Below are 17408 nucleotides of genomic sequence, written 5' to 3' on the forward strand. Positions count from 1 at the left end.
GTGCCGCGCCGGCGCCGCGTACCGACTCGCCTCACCCGCCCACGCCGGAGGCGAGCGCGTCGTGCAGGTTGCCCCGCGCGTCCGCCGGCAGCAGGTATCCGGCGTGGACGTTGCCGAGGTCCGCGCGGACGACCCGGGCGAGGTAGCCGGCCCGGGTGGGGTAAAGCCCGTCGAGCGTGGCCTCGTCGAACGGCTGGTGGCTGCCGAACAGGAAGCAGAACGACTGTCCGGCGTTGTCCCCGGTGTTGCGCGCGGTCGGCACGGTGACCTGTGAATACCGGATGCCGCCGAGCGCCAGCCCGAGGCTGTCGCGGGCCTTGGTGCCGTCGGCGTTGAAGACCAGCGGCGGCGCGGTCGGCGGCGCGACGCCCTTGCGGACCCATCGCACCAGGTGGTCGTAGGCCGCCGCGGTGGCGTGGTTGACCGGGACCCGGCTGAACGGCGGCTGGGCGCAGTCGTAGACCGGCGCCGCGCCGAGGTCGCGCACCGAGATCGGGGTCCGGTACTGCTGGCCGTGCCAGCCGGAATGCGCGCCTCCGGCGACCTCCCAGCGACGGAACTGCCCGGTGTCCGGCGACGGCCGGACAGGGGTGCGCACATCGGTCTCCGACAGGACCTGGAACACCGGCTCCGTGCCAACCCGGGTCGGCGCGCTGCCGACGATGAACGCGTACCCGTCGAACACCGGCTCGACCTGGGGCAGGATGCTCTGGTAGTAGACGGTCATCCGCGCGGCGGACTGCGACGCGCCGATGGCCAGGACGGTGCGGACGTCCAGCCCGCCCATCAGCGAGCCTCGCCCACGTGCACCGACGGCCTTCGCGGCCTGGGCGAAGATGTCGTAGGACAGCTCGTCGGCGAGGTGGCGGCCGCCGCCGGTGACGTCGAGGAAGCCGTAGCGGGCGGGGCTCCAGCCGCGTAGCTGGTCGACGCCCACGCGCTGGGCCGAGACGCCGATCCAGGCGTACCCGGCGCGCATCATCGCCTCGCCGTTCCACAGCGCGTCCAGGTCGTAGCCCGCGGTCACGTTCTGCCACTCGACCAGCGCGGTGCCGTTGAAGCCGTGGCCGCGGGCCGGACGCCGGACCACGATCCGGGTCCGGTACGGCACGTCGGTGGCGACCTGCACGCCCTGCGCATCCCAGCCGTCGGCGACCCCGGACAGGTAGAACTCCCGCTCGACGTAGCCCTGGGCGGCCAGATCATCGGGTGTGGAGAAGAACGGGTAGGTGTCCTCGACGGCCGACGCGAGCCGGTGCCGGGCACGGTGCCCGGGACCGGCCCGGAGACCGTCGGGGACGAGACAGGTGACCGCTGGTCGGCGGTCGCGGGGACGCCCGGGACGAGCGTCACGATCACAGCCGCGGCGACGGCCGCGTAGTACGCGCGAGGATGCCTCATACACCGGCATCCTGGCCGGATCCACTGGTGGCCGCATCGGCGATGTCACCAGTTTCGATCCCGGGACCGGCCTACCGGAGCTCCGCGCGGGTGATCGCGTTGCGGGCCAGCGCCTCGTTGGCCAGGCGCACACGGCGTTTCTCGCCGTCGCCGGTGATCCCGAACTTCTCGTACAGGCGCAGCAGGTGCTGCTTGACCGCCGCCTCGGTGACGACCAGCGCGGCCGCGATCTCCCGGCTGCTGGCCGGCTCGGTGAACACCGCGCCGGCCAGCAGCGGCCGGCACAGCTGGACGAGGACGTCGCGTTCACGGGCGGTCAGCTCCGGCGGCGGCGCGCCCGCCTCGGTGACCTGCCCGGCGGGCACGCGGCCGGACCGCAGCACGAACCGGGACGCGCCGGCCCGGATCTCGTCGCCGTCGGCGAGGACGTGCTCCTGCCAGATGCGCCGGCCGTTGACGAAGGTCCCGTTGCGGGAGCCGAGGTCGCGTACGCACCAGCCGGCCGGGTAGCGCTCGAAGACCGCGTGCAGCCGCGACAGCAGGCGGTCGGCGGGCACGGCGACGTCGTTGGACTCGGCGCTGCCCAGCGTGATCCGGTCGCCGACGAGCGGGATCGCCGACGCGCCGGAGGTCCCCCACAACTCGAGGTGGGCCGCCCCGCCGCTCACCGCGCGGTCACCGTGAACGCGAACTTGCCTTCGGCTCCGGTGCCGCCGAGGCTCAGCTCGTAGTCGCCGGTCGACAGGACGAAGGGTCCGGACTTCAGGCAGCCCAGCATGTCGTCGGCGATCTGGCGTCCGCCCACTCGGGACAACCGCCACCGCACGAGATTCGTGCAGACGTGTCCGGTCAGATAGACGCTGCGCGCGGAGTCGAGACGGAAGCGGTAGCGTCTCACCTCGCTGACGCCGAGCACGATTTCATCATGCTTCGGGACGCGCACGCCGATCATGATCGGCTCTGCGTAACCGGCCGTCTCCGAACCGGTCGATGATGGTGCGGCGCCGGGCCCAACCTGCGGGGATGCCGACCTGCCGGATGCCTGCCCCACCGATGCGGAGGCCGACGCGCCGCCGCTGGGACGGGCGTCGCCGAAGACGTCGTGCCATGTTCCCGGCAGCGCGATGACCGCGACCACAGCGGCGACCAGTCCTGCTGCGGCGATCGCGGCCAGGATCCGGGCACGCCGGGGTCGTCCGGCCGGGGCCCGTTCCACCACGGGCCGGTCGAGCAGCGGTCCGGCGGCCCGGGTGTCGTCGAGCCGGGTCGGTGCGGGCCCGATCCGGGTGGCGGCGACCGGCGGGGGTGTCCACTGCGTCGACAGGATCCGCGAGGTGGCGTCGACCGGGTCGGCGGCGTCACCGACGAGGGCGAGCAGCAGCGCCCGGGCCGTCGGACGCCGGCCGGGGTCCTTGTCGAGTGCCTGCGCGACGAGCCCGCGCAGCGGCTGTTCCAGCCCGCCGAGGTCCGGCGGGTCGGCGAGGATGCGGTGCATCAGCTCGTACGGCGCACCGGTGCCGAACGGCGGCCGGCCGGTCGCCGCGCAGGTGACGACCGCGCCCCAGCTGAAGACGTCGGTGGCCGTGGTGGTCGCGCCGCGGAACTGCTCCGGTGCCATGTACGCCGGCGTGCCGACGATGTCCCCGGACCCGGTGAGGCTCTCCCCGCCGTCCGGCGCCCGCGCGATGCCGAAGTCGATGACCTTCGGCCCGACCCGCGACAGCAGCACGTTGCCGGGCTTGAGGTCGCGGTGGACGACGCCCGCGGCGTGGATGCCGTTGAGCGCGGCCGCGATGCCGATGGCCAGACTGTCCAACGTAGAGCCTCGCATCGGGCCGTCGGCGTCCAGCGCGGCGGTGAGCGTCGGGCCCTCGATGTACTCGGTGACCAGGTAGGCCAGCTCGCCGTCGGTGCCCGCGTCGAGGACCTGGGCGGTGCAGAAACGAGCGACTCGCCGGGCGGCCGCGGCCTCGGCGGCGAAGCGCGCCCGGAAGCGCCGGTCGCGGGCGAGGTCGGCCCGGATGACCTTGACGGCGACGAGGCGTCCGGCGGCGTCGCGGCCCAGGAACACGACACCCATGCCGCCCTCGCCGAGCCGCCCGAGCAGCCGCACCCCGCCCGCCTGCCGCGGGTCGCCAGGATGCAGGACCGGCGCCTGCGCGCCGGTCCTCTGTGTCCCGTCACCGCGGCCGGCGTCCACCGTCATCGACGGCATTCTACGACCGTCAATTGACGGGCACCCGCAGCGCACCCTTCTCGTACCGGTGCCAGCTGAGCAGGTATTCGCCGGTCGCCGGGGCGGGCACCAGGAAGCAGGCGAACCCGCCGTCGACCGTGGCGTGCGGGGCCGGGTAGATCTGGGCGCGGCTGCAGTTGTCGGCGGTCGCGATCGAGGTGCCGTCGGGCAGCCTCAGGTGCAGGTCACGGTCGAAGACCCAGGCGAACCCGGCGTCGGTGTTGTTCGTGGCGGAGAACTTCACCTGCAGGAACTCCTTGCCCGTCGCCGCCTCGCCGTGCAGGAACGGTTCGTCGGCGCGCACCTCCGCCGACGCGACGGTCATGAAGATGCTGCCGGTCTTGTCGGCCAGGACCTTGCCGGTGACCGACAGCGGCTTCGGCTCCAGCGACACGAGCCCGTCCGGGCCGGTGAACGGGATCGTCGCCTGCCGGTTCGCGGGCCTGCCGACCACCAGCACCGCGTCGGCGAGCACGAAGTGCTCGTCGACGGCGAAGGCGTACACCCCGGGCCGGCTGCGCTGGGCCGGGACCTCACGCAGGTCCGACAGGGGGTGGTCCGGTTCGGCATAGGTGCGGTCGCCGACGGTCAGCAGGGCGTCGGGGGTCGGCGTGCCGGGGTTCTCGGAGCTGAGGTTCTGGAAGACGCCCTCGATCGTCACCGCCCTTCCGCCGCCGAAGGACGATGGGACGAGCCGCGCGACGCCGAGGGTGACCTTGAACCCGGCGAACCAGTAGGACTTGTCGATCCGCACCTCGGTGGGCGCCGCGGGTGCGGGGCTGCCGGCCGAGGCGCTCGATCCGGTGGGGTCCGTCGTCGGGCCACCGGCTCCCGGGACGCAGCCGGCCAGCGCCAGCACGATCGCCGCCGGGACGGCCGGCCGCCACCACTTCCTCATCGCGCTCATCGCCTTCAGCCTCAGCCTCTCGTCGAGCCGGGCTGGTGCCGGCTGCCGAGACCAATATGGCGTCTGGTCGATGGCGGGGAACATGGCCGCGAGGTGACATTTCCGGGCCGGCGGGGCAGGCTCGCCTTACCTTCCGGTAAGGCTCGGGCAGGGTGCCGACCGTCCGGCGGCGCGCCGGTCCCGGCCCCCGATCACCTCACTCGTCCTGGACGTCGTCGAGGCTGAGGCGGCGGCGGAACACGTGGTAGGTCCAGCCCTGGTAGAGCAGGACCACCGGGAGCAGCACGACGAGCACGACGGTCATCACCTTGAGCGCGTACGAGCCGGACGCGGTGTTGGCCAGGGTGAGGTCGTTGGCCGCGCCCAGGGTGGAGACCATGACGCGCGGGTAGAGGTTGGTGAAGATGACCAGCACGCTGGTGGCCATGGCGAAGGTCGTGGCGGTGAAGGCCCAGCCTTCCTTGTCCTCCTTGACCAGCCAGGCGGCGGCCAGCACCGCAAGCACCGCGGCGATCTCGATGACATTGGGGAAGAAGCCCTTGCCCGACAGGACGTGGGACCAGCTGATGTAGATCAGCACGGCGAGCGCGGTCACCGGGGCGATCCGGCGGGTGAGCCGGGTCGCGCGTTCGCGCAGGTCGGAGGTGGTCTTGAGGGCCAGGAAGGTCGCGCCGTGCAGCGCGCACAGCAGCACGAAGGTGAGCCCGACGAACAGTGAGTAGGGCGGTAGCAGATCGGCGAAGGTGCCCGCGAACTCCTGGTCGGAGCCGATCGGCAGGCCGTGCAGGAGGTCGCCGAGCCCGACGCCGAGCAGGAACGGGGCGACCACACTGCCCACGGTCATGAGGGTGCTCCAGGTGCGCCGCCAGCGCGGGTGGCCGTCCTTGTTGCGGTACTCGAAGGACATGCCGCGGACGATGAGCGCGACGAGCGCCAGCACCAGGGCGAGGTAGAGGGCGGAGAACATGGTGGCGTACCAGCCGGGGAACGCGGCGAACATGGCCGCGGCGGCGACGACGAGCCAGACCTCGTTGCCGTCCCACAGTGGTCCGATGGTCGCGATCGCGGTCTGCCGCCCGGCGTCGTTACGCCCGACGACCCCGTGCAGCATGCCCACTCCGAAGTCGAAGCCCTCCAGGATGAAAAAGCCGGTCCACAGCACGGCGACGGCGATGAACCAGATGTCGGGCAGTGTCATGGCGGCCTCAGTGGGAGAAGGTCGGCTCGGGCGTGGTCACGTCGTCGGCGGCGGGCACCGTCGGTGGCGGCGCCTTGCGGGCGTAGCGCAGCATGAGCACCAGCCAGACGACCGTCAGCGCGGCGTAGAGCAGGAAGAACACCGTCAGGCTGATGGCGACCGTGGTGGCGCTGATCGACGGTGAGACGCCGTTCTTGGTCAGCATGAGGCCCTGCACGATCCAGGGCTGGCGGCCGTTCTCGGTGAGCATCCAGCCGGCGGTGTTCATCAGGAAGAGCAGAAGCGGAGCCCACATGGCCAGCCACAGGAACCGGTGTGCCTTCTCCAGGCGTTTGCGCCGCATCAACCACAGGCCCCACAGCCCGAGCAGGACGATCACCACGGCGAGGTACGCCATCACCCGCATCGACCAGTACTGGATGAACACGTTGGGCACGTAGTCTCCGGGGCCGTACTGCTGCTGGTACTGCGCGTTGAGCTCGTTGAGTCCGATGACCTGGCCGTTCCAGTGGTTGGTGGCGAGCAGCGACAGCAGGTGCGGAAGTTCGATGATCTTCGTGGGGGTCTGGTCCTGCTTGCCGCCGCCGATCTGGATGATCGAGAATGAGCACGGCTGGCAGGTGGTCCACTGCGCCTCGGCGGCCGCGATCTTCATCGGCTGGTACTTGCCCTCGACGACGCCGAGCTCGCTGCCGATGAACATCTGGAAGATCATGGCGGGGGCCAGGATGACCAGGGCGAGCTTGGCCGAGCGGGCGAAGATGTCGGGATTCGAGCGGCGCCGCAGGTGCCAGGCCGACACCGCGAGCATGACGACGCAGCCGGTGACCAGCGCGGCGAGCAGCACGTGGGCGTAGGCCCACAGGAACACCGGGTTGGTCATGACCGCCCAGATGTTGTTGAGCTGCGGGCGGCCGGTGGTCGCGTTGATCTCGTAGCCGACGGGATGCTGCATCCACGAGTTCGCGGCCAGGATGAACGCCGCGGATCCGGCCGCGCCGAGCGCGACGAGCCAGATGGCGGTGAGATGGATCCGGCGCGACAGCTTGCCCCAGCCGAAGATCCACAGTCCGAGGAAGGTGGATTCGAGGAAGAACGCGGCCAGGCCCTCCATCGCCAGCGGCGCGCCGAACACGTCGCCGACCATGCGCGAGTAGGCCGACCAGTCCATGCCGAACTGGAACTCCTGGACCAGGCCGGTCACCACCCCGACCGCGACGTTGATCACGAGCAGGGTGCCGAAGAACTTGGTCAGCCGCAGGTACTCGTCGCGGCCCGTGCGGTGCCAGACGGTCTGCAGGATCGCGGTGAGGAAGGCCAGCCCGATGGTGATCGGCACGAAGATGAAGTGGTAGATCGACGTCATCGCGAACTGGATCCGGGCCAGATCTACGTTGGACATGGCGGTCACGCCTCCGGAACCTGGGTGAGTGGGCAGGTCGCGGTCGCACGGTGAGACCGGGCCACGGCGCTTGCGTGTCGCGTCACGGCTCGGTCCAGGGCTGCTGCCAGCCGCCGTGGTCGGCGACGAGCTGGTCGGCTGCCGCGGGGCCCATCGTGCCCTTGGCATACGGCTGGACCGGCGGTGGCTCGTCCAGCAGCGGCTGCATGATCCGCCAGGTCTCCTCGACGCCGTCCTGGCGGGTGAACCGGGTGCTGTCGCCGCGCAGCGCGGCGTCGAGCAGCACCTCGTACGGCGTGGCCCCCTCGCCGCCCGCATGGGCGAAGTCCACGTCGGCGGCGACGGTCTGCGGCCCCTTGGTGCCGGCGCGGCGGGCCTCGAACCGGAACCGGATGCCGATGGTCGGGTCGAGTCTGACGACGATCTGGTCGGCCTCGGGGGCGCGGTCGAAGGGCAGCTGCAGGCCCAGCTTCGGCGGCTTCTTGAACACCAGCCGGAACTCGGTCTGCGTCATCGGCAGGCACTTGCCGGTGCGGATGAAGAACGGCACCCCCGACCAGCGCCAGTTGTCGATGTCGAGCCGCAGCGCCGCGTACGTCTCGGTGGTCGAGTCCGCGGCGACGCCGTCGATGGTGCGGTAGCCGTCGTACTGGCCGCGCACGTACCGTGCCGGGTCGGCGGTGCCGACCGCCTTCCACAGCGCCACCTGGGCGTTCTTGATGGTGGCCGGGTCGGGGCCGGCCGGGGCCTCCATCGCGCCGGCCGACAGCAGCTGCATCAGGTGGTTGACGACGACGTCGCGCAGCGCGCCGACGGGGTCGTAGAAGTGGCCGCGGTCCTCGACGCCGAAGTTCTCGGCCATGGTGATCTGCACGGACTCGACGTAGTTGCGGTTCCACACCGGTTCCAGGAACGTGTTGGCGAACCGCAGGAAGACCAGCTCCTCCAGGCCCATCTTGCCCAGGAAGTGGTCGATGCGATACAGCTGCGACTCGTCGATGTAGGCGTGCAGCTCGTCGGCCAGTGCCCGCGCCGAGGCCAGGTCGTGGCCGAACGGCTTCTCCACCACGACCCGGCCGCCCCGGATCAGCTTCGCCTTGGCCAGACCCTTGATGACCATGCCGAACAGCGACGGCGGGATCTCCAGGTAGTAGACCGGCCTGCGCGCGTCCCCGATCGCGGCCTCGACCCGGGCGTAGGTGTCCGGGTCGGCGAAGTCCCCGCCGAGGTAGGACATGCGCCCGAGCAGCCGGTCGAACACGTCGTCATCGAGCTTCTCGCCGCCGCCGACGATCGCCGAGCGTGCGTGTTCGCGCAGGTCGTACGCCGTCCACGGGTCGACCGCCACGCCGATGATCGAGCAGTCCAGCAGCCCGCGGGCCTCCAGCCGGTACAGCGAGTGGAATGTCATCACCTTGGCCAGGTCGCCGGAGATGCCGAAGATGACGAAGACGTCGGCGGCGCTGTTCGCAGGCGCCTCGGCGGTGGTCATGAGGATCCGTCCTTCTGGTTCCAGTCGATGCGCGGGGTGTCGATGCGCGACGGGTCGAGCAGCTCGGCGGAGCGGTGATGGGGCCGCAGGTAGAACTCCTGCGCCCAGGCCATGTACGCCTTGAGCTCCGCGCCGATCTCGCCCAGCAGCTCCATGTGCACGCCCAGCCAGGCGAGGAAGGCGAACCGGCCGTGCAGCTCGTGCCGGTGCGGGCCGATCTCGGCGATCGCGGCCTTGGTGCCGATCATCGCCATGATGCCCTTGTCGCGGTAGTGGAACGGATGCGGCGGCTTGCCGCACATCTGCGCGAGGATGTTCTCGGCCGCCCACCGGCCCGACTGCTGGGCGACGCTGCCGAGCTGCGGCAGGGCGGGCTCATCGCCCGAGGGGATGTTGGCCATGTCGCCGAGGGCGTACACGTGCGGATGGCCGGGCACGGTGAGGTCGGGCTGGACGTCGATGCGCCCACCGCGGCCGGTGGCCAGCCCGCAGGCGCCGGCGACGTCGGCGGCCTTCTCCCCGCCGCCCCACACCACGAGCCTGGTCTTGATCACCTGACCGTCGCCGAGGGTCACGCCGTCGGGGTCGACCTGCTTGACCGCGGTGCCCAGCCGGAGCTGCACGCCGCGGCGGTGCAGCTGCTTGGCCGCGTACGCGCCGGCCTGGTCGGAGAAGGCGGACAGCAGCGCGTGGCCGAGGTCCACGAGGATCACCTGCGCGTGGCCCACGGGCACGGTCGGGTAGACGCCTGGCAGCACGTCGTGGATCAGCTCGGCCAGCGCGCCCGCGGTCTCGACGCCGGTGGGCCCGCCGCCGACGATCACGAAGTTGAGCGCGCCCTGCTCGACCAGCCGCGGATCGCGGGCGACGTCCTCGAACACGGTGAGGATGCGGCCCCGCACCTGCCGCGCGTCCTCGACGCTGTAGAGCGGGAACGCGTTCTCCCGCGCGCCGGGCGTGTGGAAGAAGTTGGGCTGGGCACCCGCGGCGAGGACCAGGTAGTCCGCGGTCAGGGTCTCGCCACCGTCCAGGGTGACCGTCAGGGCCTGCAGGTCGACGCCGGTGACCTCGGCTCTGCGCACGTCTACATCGGCTTTGTCGCGGAAGATCCGGGTGAGGTCGAAGCGGATGTCCTGTGAGGTCAGCTCCGCGGTCGCGACCTGATACAGCAGCGGCTGGAACTGGTGGAATCCGGCGCGGTCGAGCAACACGACCCGTACGCCGTCCTGGCCGGCCAGTCGCTTCGCGCACGCCACTCCGGCGAAGCCGCCGCCCACGACGACGACGTTCACATCCGTATCCATGCCCGCCCCGTCACTCATCCGGCGGCGACCCCCGCGTCCGTTTAATCCCTGTTGCATCATCACACGGCATAAACCACGAAATCCTCGCTTCAACAGGTTCTGCGGCGGACGGTCGGCGGAGGGACCGGGGCTTGCGCGTCACAGCACCGCGATGGGGTTGACCGGCGAGCCGGTGGCCGCGGGCAGTCGCAGCGGCGCGATGACGCACAGGAACGACCAGCGGCCCGCCTGCTCGCACACCGCGCGCAGCTCGCCGAACTGCAGGTAGTCCAGCAGGTGCAGGCCGAGGGCGTTGATCGCGAGCACGTGTACGGGAAAGGCGACGCCGAGCGACGGCGCGGTGTCGTTGTTGCCGTCGCTGCCCAGCACCGCGACCTTGCGCTCGGCCAGGAACTCCAGCGCCGTCGGGTGCAGCCCGGTGCGGGCCGCCGCCGCGTCCCACGGGCCCAGGCTGTTGCGGCGGCGCCGGTGGCCGACCCGGACGAACAGCAGGTCGCCGGGCCCGACCCGGACGTGCTGGGCAGCCTCGGCGGCGGTGAGGTCGGCGGTGGTGACGTGGTCGCCCGGTTCCAGCCACGGCACCCCCCGCAGGCGGGGGATGTCCAGCAGGACGCCGCGGCCGACGATGCCGTCGTGCGCCACGTCGATGGACAGCGCCGGGGTGCCGTCCGGCTCGGCCGAGCCCGCTGCGACGCCGTTGTACATCCGGCCTTCGTAGACGACGTGGCACAGTGCGTCGATGTGGGAGTCGGCATCGCCGTGGATGTTCATCGCCAGGCGGTCGTAGGCGAAGTTCAGGCCCGGCTTGTGCCGGTGCTCCGCCGGCGAGCTGATCATGTCGTGGGTCGAGGGCTTCGGGTTGTCGGCCGCCGGGACCGTCTCCACGGGCGCGGCGAGCGACACCGATCGCCCGAGCCGGACCTCGCCGGCGGCGGCCCGCATGGTCTCGGCCGTGATGTGGTTCAGCGCGCCCCGCCGGTCGTCCGGGCCGTGGTCGGCGTGGCGGCGCAGCCGTTCGTAGAGCTGCTGGAACTCGGCCGGAGCCAGGTCGGCCGGCTGCGGGGTGCGCGCGTTCGCGCCCATCTCGCCTCCCGTCCCTCAGGCGTGCCTGCGCCGGTGGGCCAGCGCGCGCCGGCTGACGCGGCCCCACAGCGCGCGCTGCGCGCGCAGGGTCGCGAAGCCCACGACGATCAGCAGCGTGATGTTGAGCAGCAGCTGCAGCAGCGAGCCGCGCGCCTCGGCGGGGCTGGCCGCGGCGAGGGCGACGCCGATGTCGGCGGCGGCGGGGATGGTGGTCACCGAGACGAAGACCCCCAGCAGGGTGCTGGTGCGGGTGTGGGTCAGCGCGACCACGCCGGCGACGCCCGCCAGCACCGCGACCACCACCGAATAGAAGTTCGGGGTGTCGATCAGGTGGGACACCGGCCGCAGCCCCAGGGTGAACGCGGTGGGCACCAGGCCGAGGGCGCGCACCAGCATCGTGAAGGCGTACGCGGCGACGACGGCCAGCCCGAAGCCCACGGTCAGCGCCGCCAGCCCGCGCCGGATCGGATGCCGGTCCCGCCGGTCGACGCCCAGCGCCACCGCGATGATCGCGCCGTAGTCGGGGCACAGGATCATCGCCGCCACGATGAGGATCTGCGAGTTGGTCAGCAGGCCGATCGCGCCGATGACGCCGGCGATCACCAGGTACAGGTAGAAGCTCGGGGTGTAGGTGGCGTCGGCGTCGATGCGCGCCTCCACCTCGGCCCAGACCGGCGCCCGCGCCAGCGGCCCGCGCAGCCCCGCCGCGGCCGCATCGACCCGGTCCGACATCACCAGATCCACCGGATCGGCCATCAGCGAGCCGTGCAGGTGCACCTGCAGCTCGCGCAGCCTCGCCAGCACGCCGTTGGCGGCCCCGGCCAGCACGTCGCACTCGATCACGTCGCCGGCGGGCTGCAGCACGCCCCGGTGCACGAGGACGTCCACCACGCACCCGTCCCCGGCGAGCAGTGCCAGGACCCGCTCGGTCCGCTCGGGCGGGCTCGCGACGCGAAGATGGATCACGCCCACGCCGGACCTCGCTCACTGTCGGCCTCGATCGCCCGTGCTCCGCGCACCTGTCGAACTTCGCGGTCCGGTACCCGGATTCTCTGACAATCCGATCCGAAATATTCTTACAGTCATAAACTGTCGCCATGCTGGCGAATGCCGCAAGGCCGCCGCGATGACTGCGGAGGTGACGACAGAGTCGGTCCGCACCGCGATTCCCGCCCGTCTGGACCGCCTGCGCTGGTCGCCGTTCCACACCCGCACGATCGTCGGGCTGGGCGACGCATGATCCTCGGCGGGCGACAACGACAGGTGACATCATGACCGCAATCGATGCCAGGATCACGGCGGAGGCGACCGCGACGGTGCCGTCGCCGTTCCCACCCATCGCGCAGTACGCGTTCCTGTCGGACTGCCACACCGGGGCGCTGATCGCGCCCGACGGCTCGGTCGACTGGCTGTGCGTGCCCGCCTTCGACTCCCCCAGCGTCTTCGGCAGCCTGCTGGACCGCGAAGGCGGCATGTTCCGGTTCGGCCCGTACTCCATCGCGCACCCGACCGCGCGGGTGTACCGACCGGGCACCAACGTGCTGGAGACGACGTGGCGCACCACGTCGGGCTGGCTGCTGGTCACCGACGCGCTGATCATCGGGCCGCGGGAGGGGGCCTGCGTGGTCACCCCGCACACCCGGCCGCCGGCCGACAACGACGCGGCCCACCTGCTCGTGCGCACCGCCGTGTGCCTCAACGGACAGGTCGAGCTGGAACTGGTCTGCGAACCCGTCTTCGACTACGGGCGCACGCCTGCCGCGTGGGCCCTGGCCGCCGACGACCCGTGCGTCGCCGCCACCGTCAACGGCGAGCCCAACCTGCGCCTGGGCTCCGACCTGCCGCTGGGCATCGAGGGCACCCGCATCCGGGGCAGGCACGTGCTGCAGGCGGGTGAGCGCGCGTACTGCGTGCTGTCGTGGGCCGACCCGTCGACGACGCCGCCCGGCAGCGACCAGGCGCACGCCATGATCGAGGCCACCACCGGGTACTGGCGCACCTGGCTGGCCGGCGCGCGCATCCCCGACCACCGCTGGCGCGACCCGCTGCAGCGCTCGGCCCTGGTCATCAAGGGCCTGACCTACATGCCCACCGGCGCGACCGTCGCCGCGCTCACCACGTCGCTGCCGGAGACACCCGGCGGGGAGCGCAACTGGGACTACCGCTACACGTGGATGCGCGACACCACCTTCACGCTCAAGGCCCTGCACTGGCTCAACCTCGAATGGGAGGCCGAGGAGTTCATGCAGTTCGTCGCCGACGTCGAACCGACCGAGGACGGCTCACTGCAGATCATGTACGGCATCGACGGCCGCCGCGACCTGCCCGAGTCGACCCGCGACGACCTGTCCGGCTACGAGGGCGCCCACCCGGTGCGCGTCGGCAACGCAGCCTTCGACCAGCGGCAGAACGACGTCTACGGCGCCGTGCTCGCCTCGATCCTGCTGCACACCCGGCACAGCAGGCGCCTGCCCCGGCGGCTCTGGCCCATCGTGGTCTCCCAGGCCGAATGCGCGACCAACGTCTGGCAGCAGCCCGACCAGGGCATCTGGGAGGCCCGCGGCGAACCGCAGCACTACGTGTCGTCGAAGCTGATGTGCTGGGTGGCCCTGGACCGGGCCGCCACGCTGGCCGGCATCAGAGGCGACAGCACGCGGGCCGCCGCCTGGCGCGACACGGCCGAGCAGATCCGCGCCGACATCCTCGCCCACGGCGTCAGCGAGCGCGGCGTCCTGCGCCAGCACTACGGCACCGACTCCCTCGACGCCTCGACGCTGCTGGCGGTGCTGTTCGGGTTCCTGCCGCCGGACGACGAGCGGCTGCGCAACACCGTGGAGGCGATCGCCGACGACCTGACCGAGCACGGTTACGTGCTGCGATACCGCACCGACCAGACCGACGACGGCATGAGCGGCAAGGAGGGCACCTTCCTGATCTGCTCGTTCTGGCTGGTGTCCGCGCTGGCCGCGGTCGGGCAGCTGGATCGGGCCCGCGACATGATGGAGCGGCTGCTGACCATCGCCTCGCCGCTGGGCCTGTACGCCGAGGAGTTCGACGCCGAAGCCGGGCGGCACCTGGGCAACTTCCCGCAGGCGTTCTCCCACCTGGCGCTCATCGAGGCCGCCGGGCGCATCATCCTGGCCGAAATCCTCGAGGAGCTGTAGCGATGGAAAGCTACGACGTCATCATCATCGGCACCGGCGCGGGCGGGGGCACGCTCGCGCGGCACCTGGCGCCGTCGGGCAAGCGCGTCCTGCTGCTGGAGCGCGGCAGCTGGCTGCCCCGCGAGCCGGCCAACTGGTCCGCCGCCGACGTGTTCATCGACAACCGCTACATCTCGCCGGACACCTGGTACGACTCCGGGGGCAAGCCGTTCCAGCCGCAGGTGCACTACTTCGTCGGCGGGGCCACCAAGCTCTACGGCGCGGCGCTGTACCGGCTGCGCCGCGAGGACTTCGGCGAGCTGCGCCACCACGACGGCATCTCGCCGGCGTGGCCGATCGGCTACGAGCAGATGGAGCCGTACTACACCCTGGCCGAGCAGCTGTACCAGGTGCACGGCGCGCGCGGGGAGGACCCGACCGAGCCGCCGGCCAGCGCCGACTACCCGTTCCCCGCCGTGTCGCACGAGCCGCGCATCCAGCAGCTGTCCGACGACCTGGCCAAGGCCGGCTACCACCCGTTCCACGCGCCGTGCGGGATCCGGCTCAACGAGGCCAACATGCCCTACAGCGTCTGCGTACGCTGCACCAGCTGCGACGGTTTCCCGTGCCCGCTGCACGCCAAGTCCGACGCCGAGGTGTTCGGCGTCCGCCCGGCGCTGGAGCACCCCAACGTCACGCTGCTGACCAGCGCACACGTGATCCGGCTGGAGACGAACCCGCAGGGCACCGCGGTCACCACCGTGGTGGTCGAGCACGAGGGCCACGAGGAGCGCTACGCCGCCGACATCGTCGTGGTCTCGGCCGGCGCGGCCAACTCGGCGAAGCTGCTGCTGCGCTCGGCCAACGACAAGCACCCCAACGGTCTGGCCAACGGCTCCGACCAGGTCGGGCGCAACTACATGTTCCATGACAGCCAGGCCGTGCTGGCCCTGTCGAAGGAACCGAACCCGACGGTGTTCCAGAAGACGCTCGGGGTCAACGACTTCTACTTCCGCGGCCCGGACTTCGACTACCCGATGGGCAACATCCAGATGATCGGCAAGTCGCAGGCGGACATGTTCCGCGGCGAGAAGCCGATCGCGACCATGCTCGCCCCGACCTGGGCGCTCGCCGACGTCGCCCGGCATGCCGTCGACTTCTGGCTGTCCACCGAGGACCTGCCGCTGCCCGAGAACCGGGTCACCCTGACCGAGGACGGCAACGTCAGGCTGACCTACCGCCAGAGCAATCCCACCGCCGCCGACCGGCTCTACCACCAGCTCAAGTCGATGCTCGGGCACCTGGGCATGCACTCGGGCCACCTGTTCCACCGCTGGGCGTACATGAAGAGCGAGATTCCCGTCGCCGGGGTGGCGCACCAGGCCGGCACCTGCCGGTTCGGCACCGACCCGGCCGCCTCGGTGCTCGACACCGACTGCCGCGCGCACGAGCTCGACAACCTGTATGTGGTGGACACGAGCTTCTTCCCCAGCATCGGCGCGGTCAACCCGGCGCTGACCGCGATGGCCAACGCCCTGCGCGTCGGCGACCACCTGCTGCGCCGCCTCGGCGCCGCGACCGGCGCCACCACCGCGGCCGGACCGGGCGGCACCCGATGACCCGCTGACATACACCGCGGCGAAGGGCGGGACATGACCACTCTCGACGCCGAGGACACCGGCGTATCAGAGCCCAGGCACCCGATCACCAAGTGGCTGGTCTTCGTCGGCGCGGTGGTCATGCTCGCCGGGCTGCTGTTCGGCTACGACCAGGGCGTCATCGGCGGCGCGCTCAACGGCATCGAGGACACGTTCCACCCGAGCACGTTCGTCATCGAGATCATCACCAGCTGGGTGACGCTCGGGGCGCTGTTCGGCGCGCTCGTCGCCGGTGTCATGGCCGAGAAGCTGGGCCGCCGGGTGACGGTCATCTGGGCGGCGGTCCTGTTCACGATCGGCGCCCTCATCGAGTCCCTCGCGCCGGGCACCGACGTCATGATCGCCGGACGCCTCTTCGTCGGGTTCGGCGTCGCCTCGCTGGCGGCTCCGCTGTACGCCGCCGAGATGGCGCCCACCCGGCTGCGCGGCCGGTCCGGTCAACCGAGCCGGGAGACCTGATAGTGGGCGATGAGCCAGGAGTCGCGGATCCGGCGCAGGATCACGCCGAGATTCACCGCCACGGTCGGCCGGTCGGTGAAGCCGAAATCGACGCCGAGGTAGCCGAGGATCACGTCTTCGGCCAGACGCCGGGTCTGCAGGATGTCGTAGTCGGCGGTCAGGCCGATCGGTTGCGAGTCGTAGTAGGCGGCCACGCCCTGCGGGCCGACGCTGTACGGGTGCAGGCCCTGGAAGATCGCGTCCTCGGTGAAGCACGACGCGACGCGGCCCGGGTCATGTGCGTCGACGGCGGACTTCCACTGGTCGAGGACGGTTCGCAGAATCTCGTCTTCGCTGCCGGTCATGGGCGGTCTCCCCTGCTCGCTGGTCGTGAATGGCCGCGGCCCCGGTCGCCACGTGATGGTCAGTGGCCGGCGCTCTGCCCGCCGTCGACGTGCAGGATCTCGCCGGTGACGAAGGGGGCGTTCTCCAGGTAGACGATGGCTTCCACGACGTCACTGATCTCACCCAGGCGGCCCATCGGGTGCATACCGGCCAGCGCATCGTAGGTCTCGGCGGGATGCATCGGCGTACGGATGACGCCGAGCGCGACGGCGTTGACCCTGATGCCGCGGGCGGCGTACTCGATCGCCAGGGACTTGGTGACGGCGTTGAGGCCGCCCTTGGTCAGCGACGCCAGCGCGGACGGCACCTGGGAGCTGGCGTGGTCGACCAGGCTGGTCGAGACGTTCACGACGTGCCCGCCGCCCTGGGTGAGCATGGCCGCGACGGCCCGTTGTGTCACGTCGAAGAACCCGCGCAGGTTCACCCCGGTCACGAACTCGTAGTCCTCGGCGGTGTACTCGGTGAACGGCTTGGCCACGAAGACGCCCGCGTTGTTGACCAGCGTGTCGATGCGGCCGAACGCCGCCAGGCCCTGCTCGATCACGCGGGCGCCGACCGCCGGGTCGGCGATGTCGCCCCCGACCGTCAGGATCGCGGGATCCTCCGACGGCGCGATGGAGCGGGAGTTCGCGACGACCGCGTAGCCGAGCCGGCGGTACGCCGGCACGAGAGCCGCGCCGATGCCCTGGGACGCGCCGGTGATGACGGCGACCTTGCGTGCACTCGTTGATGTCACTTTTG

The 17408-nt window shown here is 71.2% G+C and carries 15 protein-coding genes; 3 read left to right on the top strand and 12 right to left on the bottom strand.

Annotated features, from left to right (window positions below; genetic code table 11):
* Positions 1-31: 31 nt before the first annotated feature.
* The 10 genes from HAV39_RS06320 to HAV39_RS06365 form a co-directional block, all read right to left on the bottom strand.
* Positions 32-1405: an alpha/beta hydrolase domain-containing protein gene (locus HAV39_RS06320; protein WP_203736186.1), complete on the bottom strand. Its 1374-nt coding sequence runs from the start codon at positions 1403-1405 to the stop codon at positions 32-34.
* A gap of 67 nt (positions 1406-1472) precedes the next feature.
* Positions 1473-2069 (bottom strand): FHA domain-containing protein, encoded by a 597-nt coding sequence (locus tag HAV39_RS06325; protein WP_191838229.1) that lies wholly within the window; start codon positions 2067-2069, stop codon positions 1473-1475.
* A complete protein-coding gene (locus HAV39_RS06330; RefSeq protein ID WP_191838230.1) occupies positions 2066-3607 on the bottom strand; it encodes a serine/threonine-protein kinase in 1542 nt (513 codons plus the stop codon). Before HAV39_RS06330 ends, HAV39_RS06325 begins: the two co-directional genes overlap by 4 nt.
* Before the next feature lie 19 nt (positions 3608-3626).
* Positions 3627-4544 carry a hypothetical protein gene (locus tag HAV39_RS06335; protein ID WP_191838231.1) on the bottom strand — a complete coding sequence of 306 codons (918 nt, stop codon included), beginning with the start codon at positions 4542-4544 and terminating at the stop codon, positions 3627-3629.
* 196 nt (positions 4545-4740) lie between these two features.
* Positions 4741-5742 (bottom strand): cytochrome d ubiquinol oxidase subunit II, encoded by a 1002-nt coding sequence (gene cydB / locus HAV39_RS06340; protein WP_191838232.1) that lies wholly within the window; start codon positions 5740-5742, stop codon positions 4741-4743.
* A gap of 7 nt (positions 5743-5749) precedes the next feature.
* Positions 5750-7144 carry a cytochrome ubiquinol oxidase subunit I gene (locus HAV39_RS06345; protein ID WP_191838233.1) on the bottom strand — a complete coding sequence of 465 codons (1395 nt, stop codon included), beginning with the start codon at positions 7142-7144 and terminating at the stop codon, positions 5750-5752.
* An 82-nt stretch (positions 7145-7226) separates the two neighbouring features.
* Positions 7227-8636 carry a glucose-6-phosphate dehydrogenase gene (gene zwf / locus HAV39_RS06350; protein WP_191838234.1) on the bottom strand — a complete coding sequence of 470 codons (1410 nt, stop codon included), beginning with the start codon at positions 8634-8636 and terminating at the stop codon, positions 7227-7229.
* Positions 8633-9940 carry an NAD(P)/FAD-dependent oxidoreductase gene (locus tag HAV39_RS06355; protein ID WP_191838235.1) on the bottom strand — a complete coding sequence of 436 codons (1308 nt, stop codon included), beginning with the start codon at positions 9938-9940 and terminating at the stop codon, positions 8633-8635. Before HAV39_RS06355 ends, zwf begins: the two co-directional genes overlap by 4 nt.
* Positions 9941-10078: 138 nt before the next feature.
* A complete protein-coding gene (locus HAV39_RS06360) occupies positions 10079-11023 on the bottom strand; it encodes a cyclase family protein (RefSeq protein WP_191838236.1) in 945 nt (314 codons plus the stop codon).
* 15 nt (positions 11024-11038) lie between these two features.
* Positions 11039-11989: a DUF389 domain-containing protein gene (locus tag HAV39_RS06365; RefSeq protein WP_223124397.1), complete on the bottom strand. Its 951-nt coding sequence runs from the start codon at positions 11987-11989 to the stop codon at positions 11039-11041.
* A 305-nt stretch (positions 11990-12294) separates the two neighbouring features.
* Between HAV39_RS06365 and HAV39_RS06370 the strand changes: the two genes are divergently transcribed.
* The 3 genes from HAV39_RS06370 to HAV39_RS06380 are packed head-to-tail and all read left to right on the top strand — an operon-like array spanning position 12295 to position 16283.
* Positions 12295-14187 carry a glycoside hydrolase family 15 protein gene (locus HAV39_RS06370; protein ID WP_191838238.1) on the top strand — a complete coding sequence of 631 codons (1893 nt, stop codon included), beginning with the start codon at positions 12295-12297 and terminating at the stop codon, positions 14185-14187.
* A gap of 2 nt (positions 14188-14189) precedes the next feature.
* Entirely contained in the window at positions 14190-15785 is a 1596-nt protein-coding gene (locus tag HAV39_RS06375) for a GMC oxidoreductase (protein ID WP_191838239.1), read from the top strand.
* Between the two features lie 33 nt (positions 15786-15818).
* Positions 15819-16283 carry an MFS transporter gene (locus HAV39_RS06380; protein ID WP_191838240.1) on the top strand — a complete coding sequence of 155 codons (465 nt, stop codon included), beginning with the start codon at positions 15819-15821 and terminating at the stop codon, positions 16281-16283.
* Here the strand turns inward: HAV39_RS06380 and HAV39_RS06385 are convergent.
* Both HAV39_RS06385 and HAV39_RS06390 read right to left on the bottom strand, forming a co-directional pair.
* Complete coding sequence (locus tag HAV39_RS06385; protein WP_191838241.1) at positions 16262-16627, bottom strand: nuclear transport factor 2 family protein; 366 nt, start codon at positions 16625-16627, stop codon at positions 16262-16264. The two genes, HAV39_RS06380 and HAV39_RS06385, sit on opposite strands and share 22 nt — an antisense overlap.
* A gap of 59 nt (positions 16628-16686) precedes the next feature.
* Positions 16687-17403, bottom strand: a complete 717-nt coding sequence (locus tag HAV39_RS06390) for an SDR family NAD(P)-dependent oxidoreductase (RefSeq protein WP_191838242.1) — start codon at positions 17401-17403, stop codon at positions 16687-16689.
* Positions 17404-17408 lie beyond the last annotated feature (5 nt).

Source organism: Catellatospora chokoriensis (assembly GCF_011297315.1).
Taxonomy (GTDB): Bacteria; Actinomycetota; Actinomycetes; order Mycobacteriales; family Micromonosporaceae; genus Catellatospora; species Catellatospora citrea.

Bases quoted from the DNA above. Each gene is read 5' to 3' on its own strand.
- HAV39_RS06330 (WP_191838230.1), bottom strand. From the start codon at position 3,607: ATGACGGTGGACGCCGGCCGCGGTGACGGGACACAGAGGACCGGCGCG.
- HAV39_RS06335 (WP_191838231.1), bottom strand. From the start codon at position 4,544: ATGAGCGCGATGAGGAAGTGGTGGCGGCCGGCCGTCCCGGCGGCGATC.
- cydB (WP_191838232.1), bottom strand. From the start codon at position 5,742: ATGACACTGCCCGACATCTGGTTCATCGCCGTCGCCGTGCTGTGGACC.
- HAV39_RS06345 (WP_191838233.1), bottom strand. From the start codon at position 7,144: ATGTCCAACGTAGATCTGGCCCGGATCCAGTTCGCGATGACGTCGATC.
- zwf (WP_191838234.1), bottom strand. From the start codon at position 8,636: ATGACCACCGCCGAGGCGCCTGCGAACAGCGCCGCCGACGTCTTCGTC.
- HAV39_RS06355 (WP_191838235.1), bottom strand. From the start codon at position 9,940: ATGGATACGGATGTGAACGTCGTCGTCGTGGGCGGCGGCTTCGCCGGA.
- HAV39_RS06360 (WP_191838236.1), bottom strand. From the start codon at position 11,023: ATGGGCGCGAACGCGCGCACCCCGCAGCCGGCCGACCTGGCTCCGGCC.
- HAV39_RS06370 (WP_191838238.1), top strand. From the start codon at position 12,295: ATGACCGCAATCGATGCCAGGATCACGGCGGAGGCGACCGCGACGGTG.
- HAV39_RS06375 (WP_191838239.1), top strand. From the start codon at position 14,190: ATGGAAAGCTACGACGTCATCATCATCGGCACCGGCGCGGGCGGGGGC.
- HAV39_RS06380 (WP_191838240.1), top strand. From the start codon at position 15,819: ATGACCACTCTCGACGCCGAGGACACCGGCGTATCAGAGCCCAGGCAC.
- HAV39_RS06385 (WP_191838241.1), bottom strand. From the start codon at position 16,627: ATGACCGGCAGCGAAGACGAGATTCTGCGAACCGTCCTCGACCAGTGG.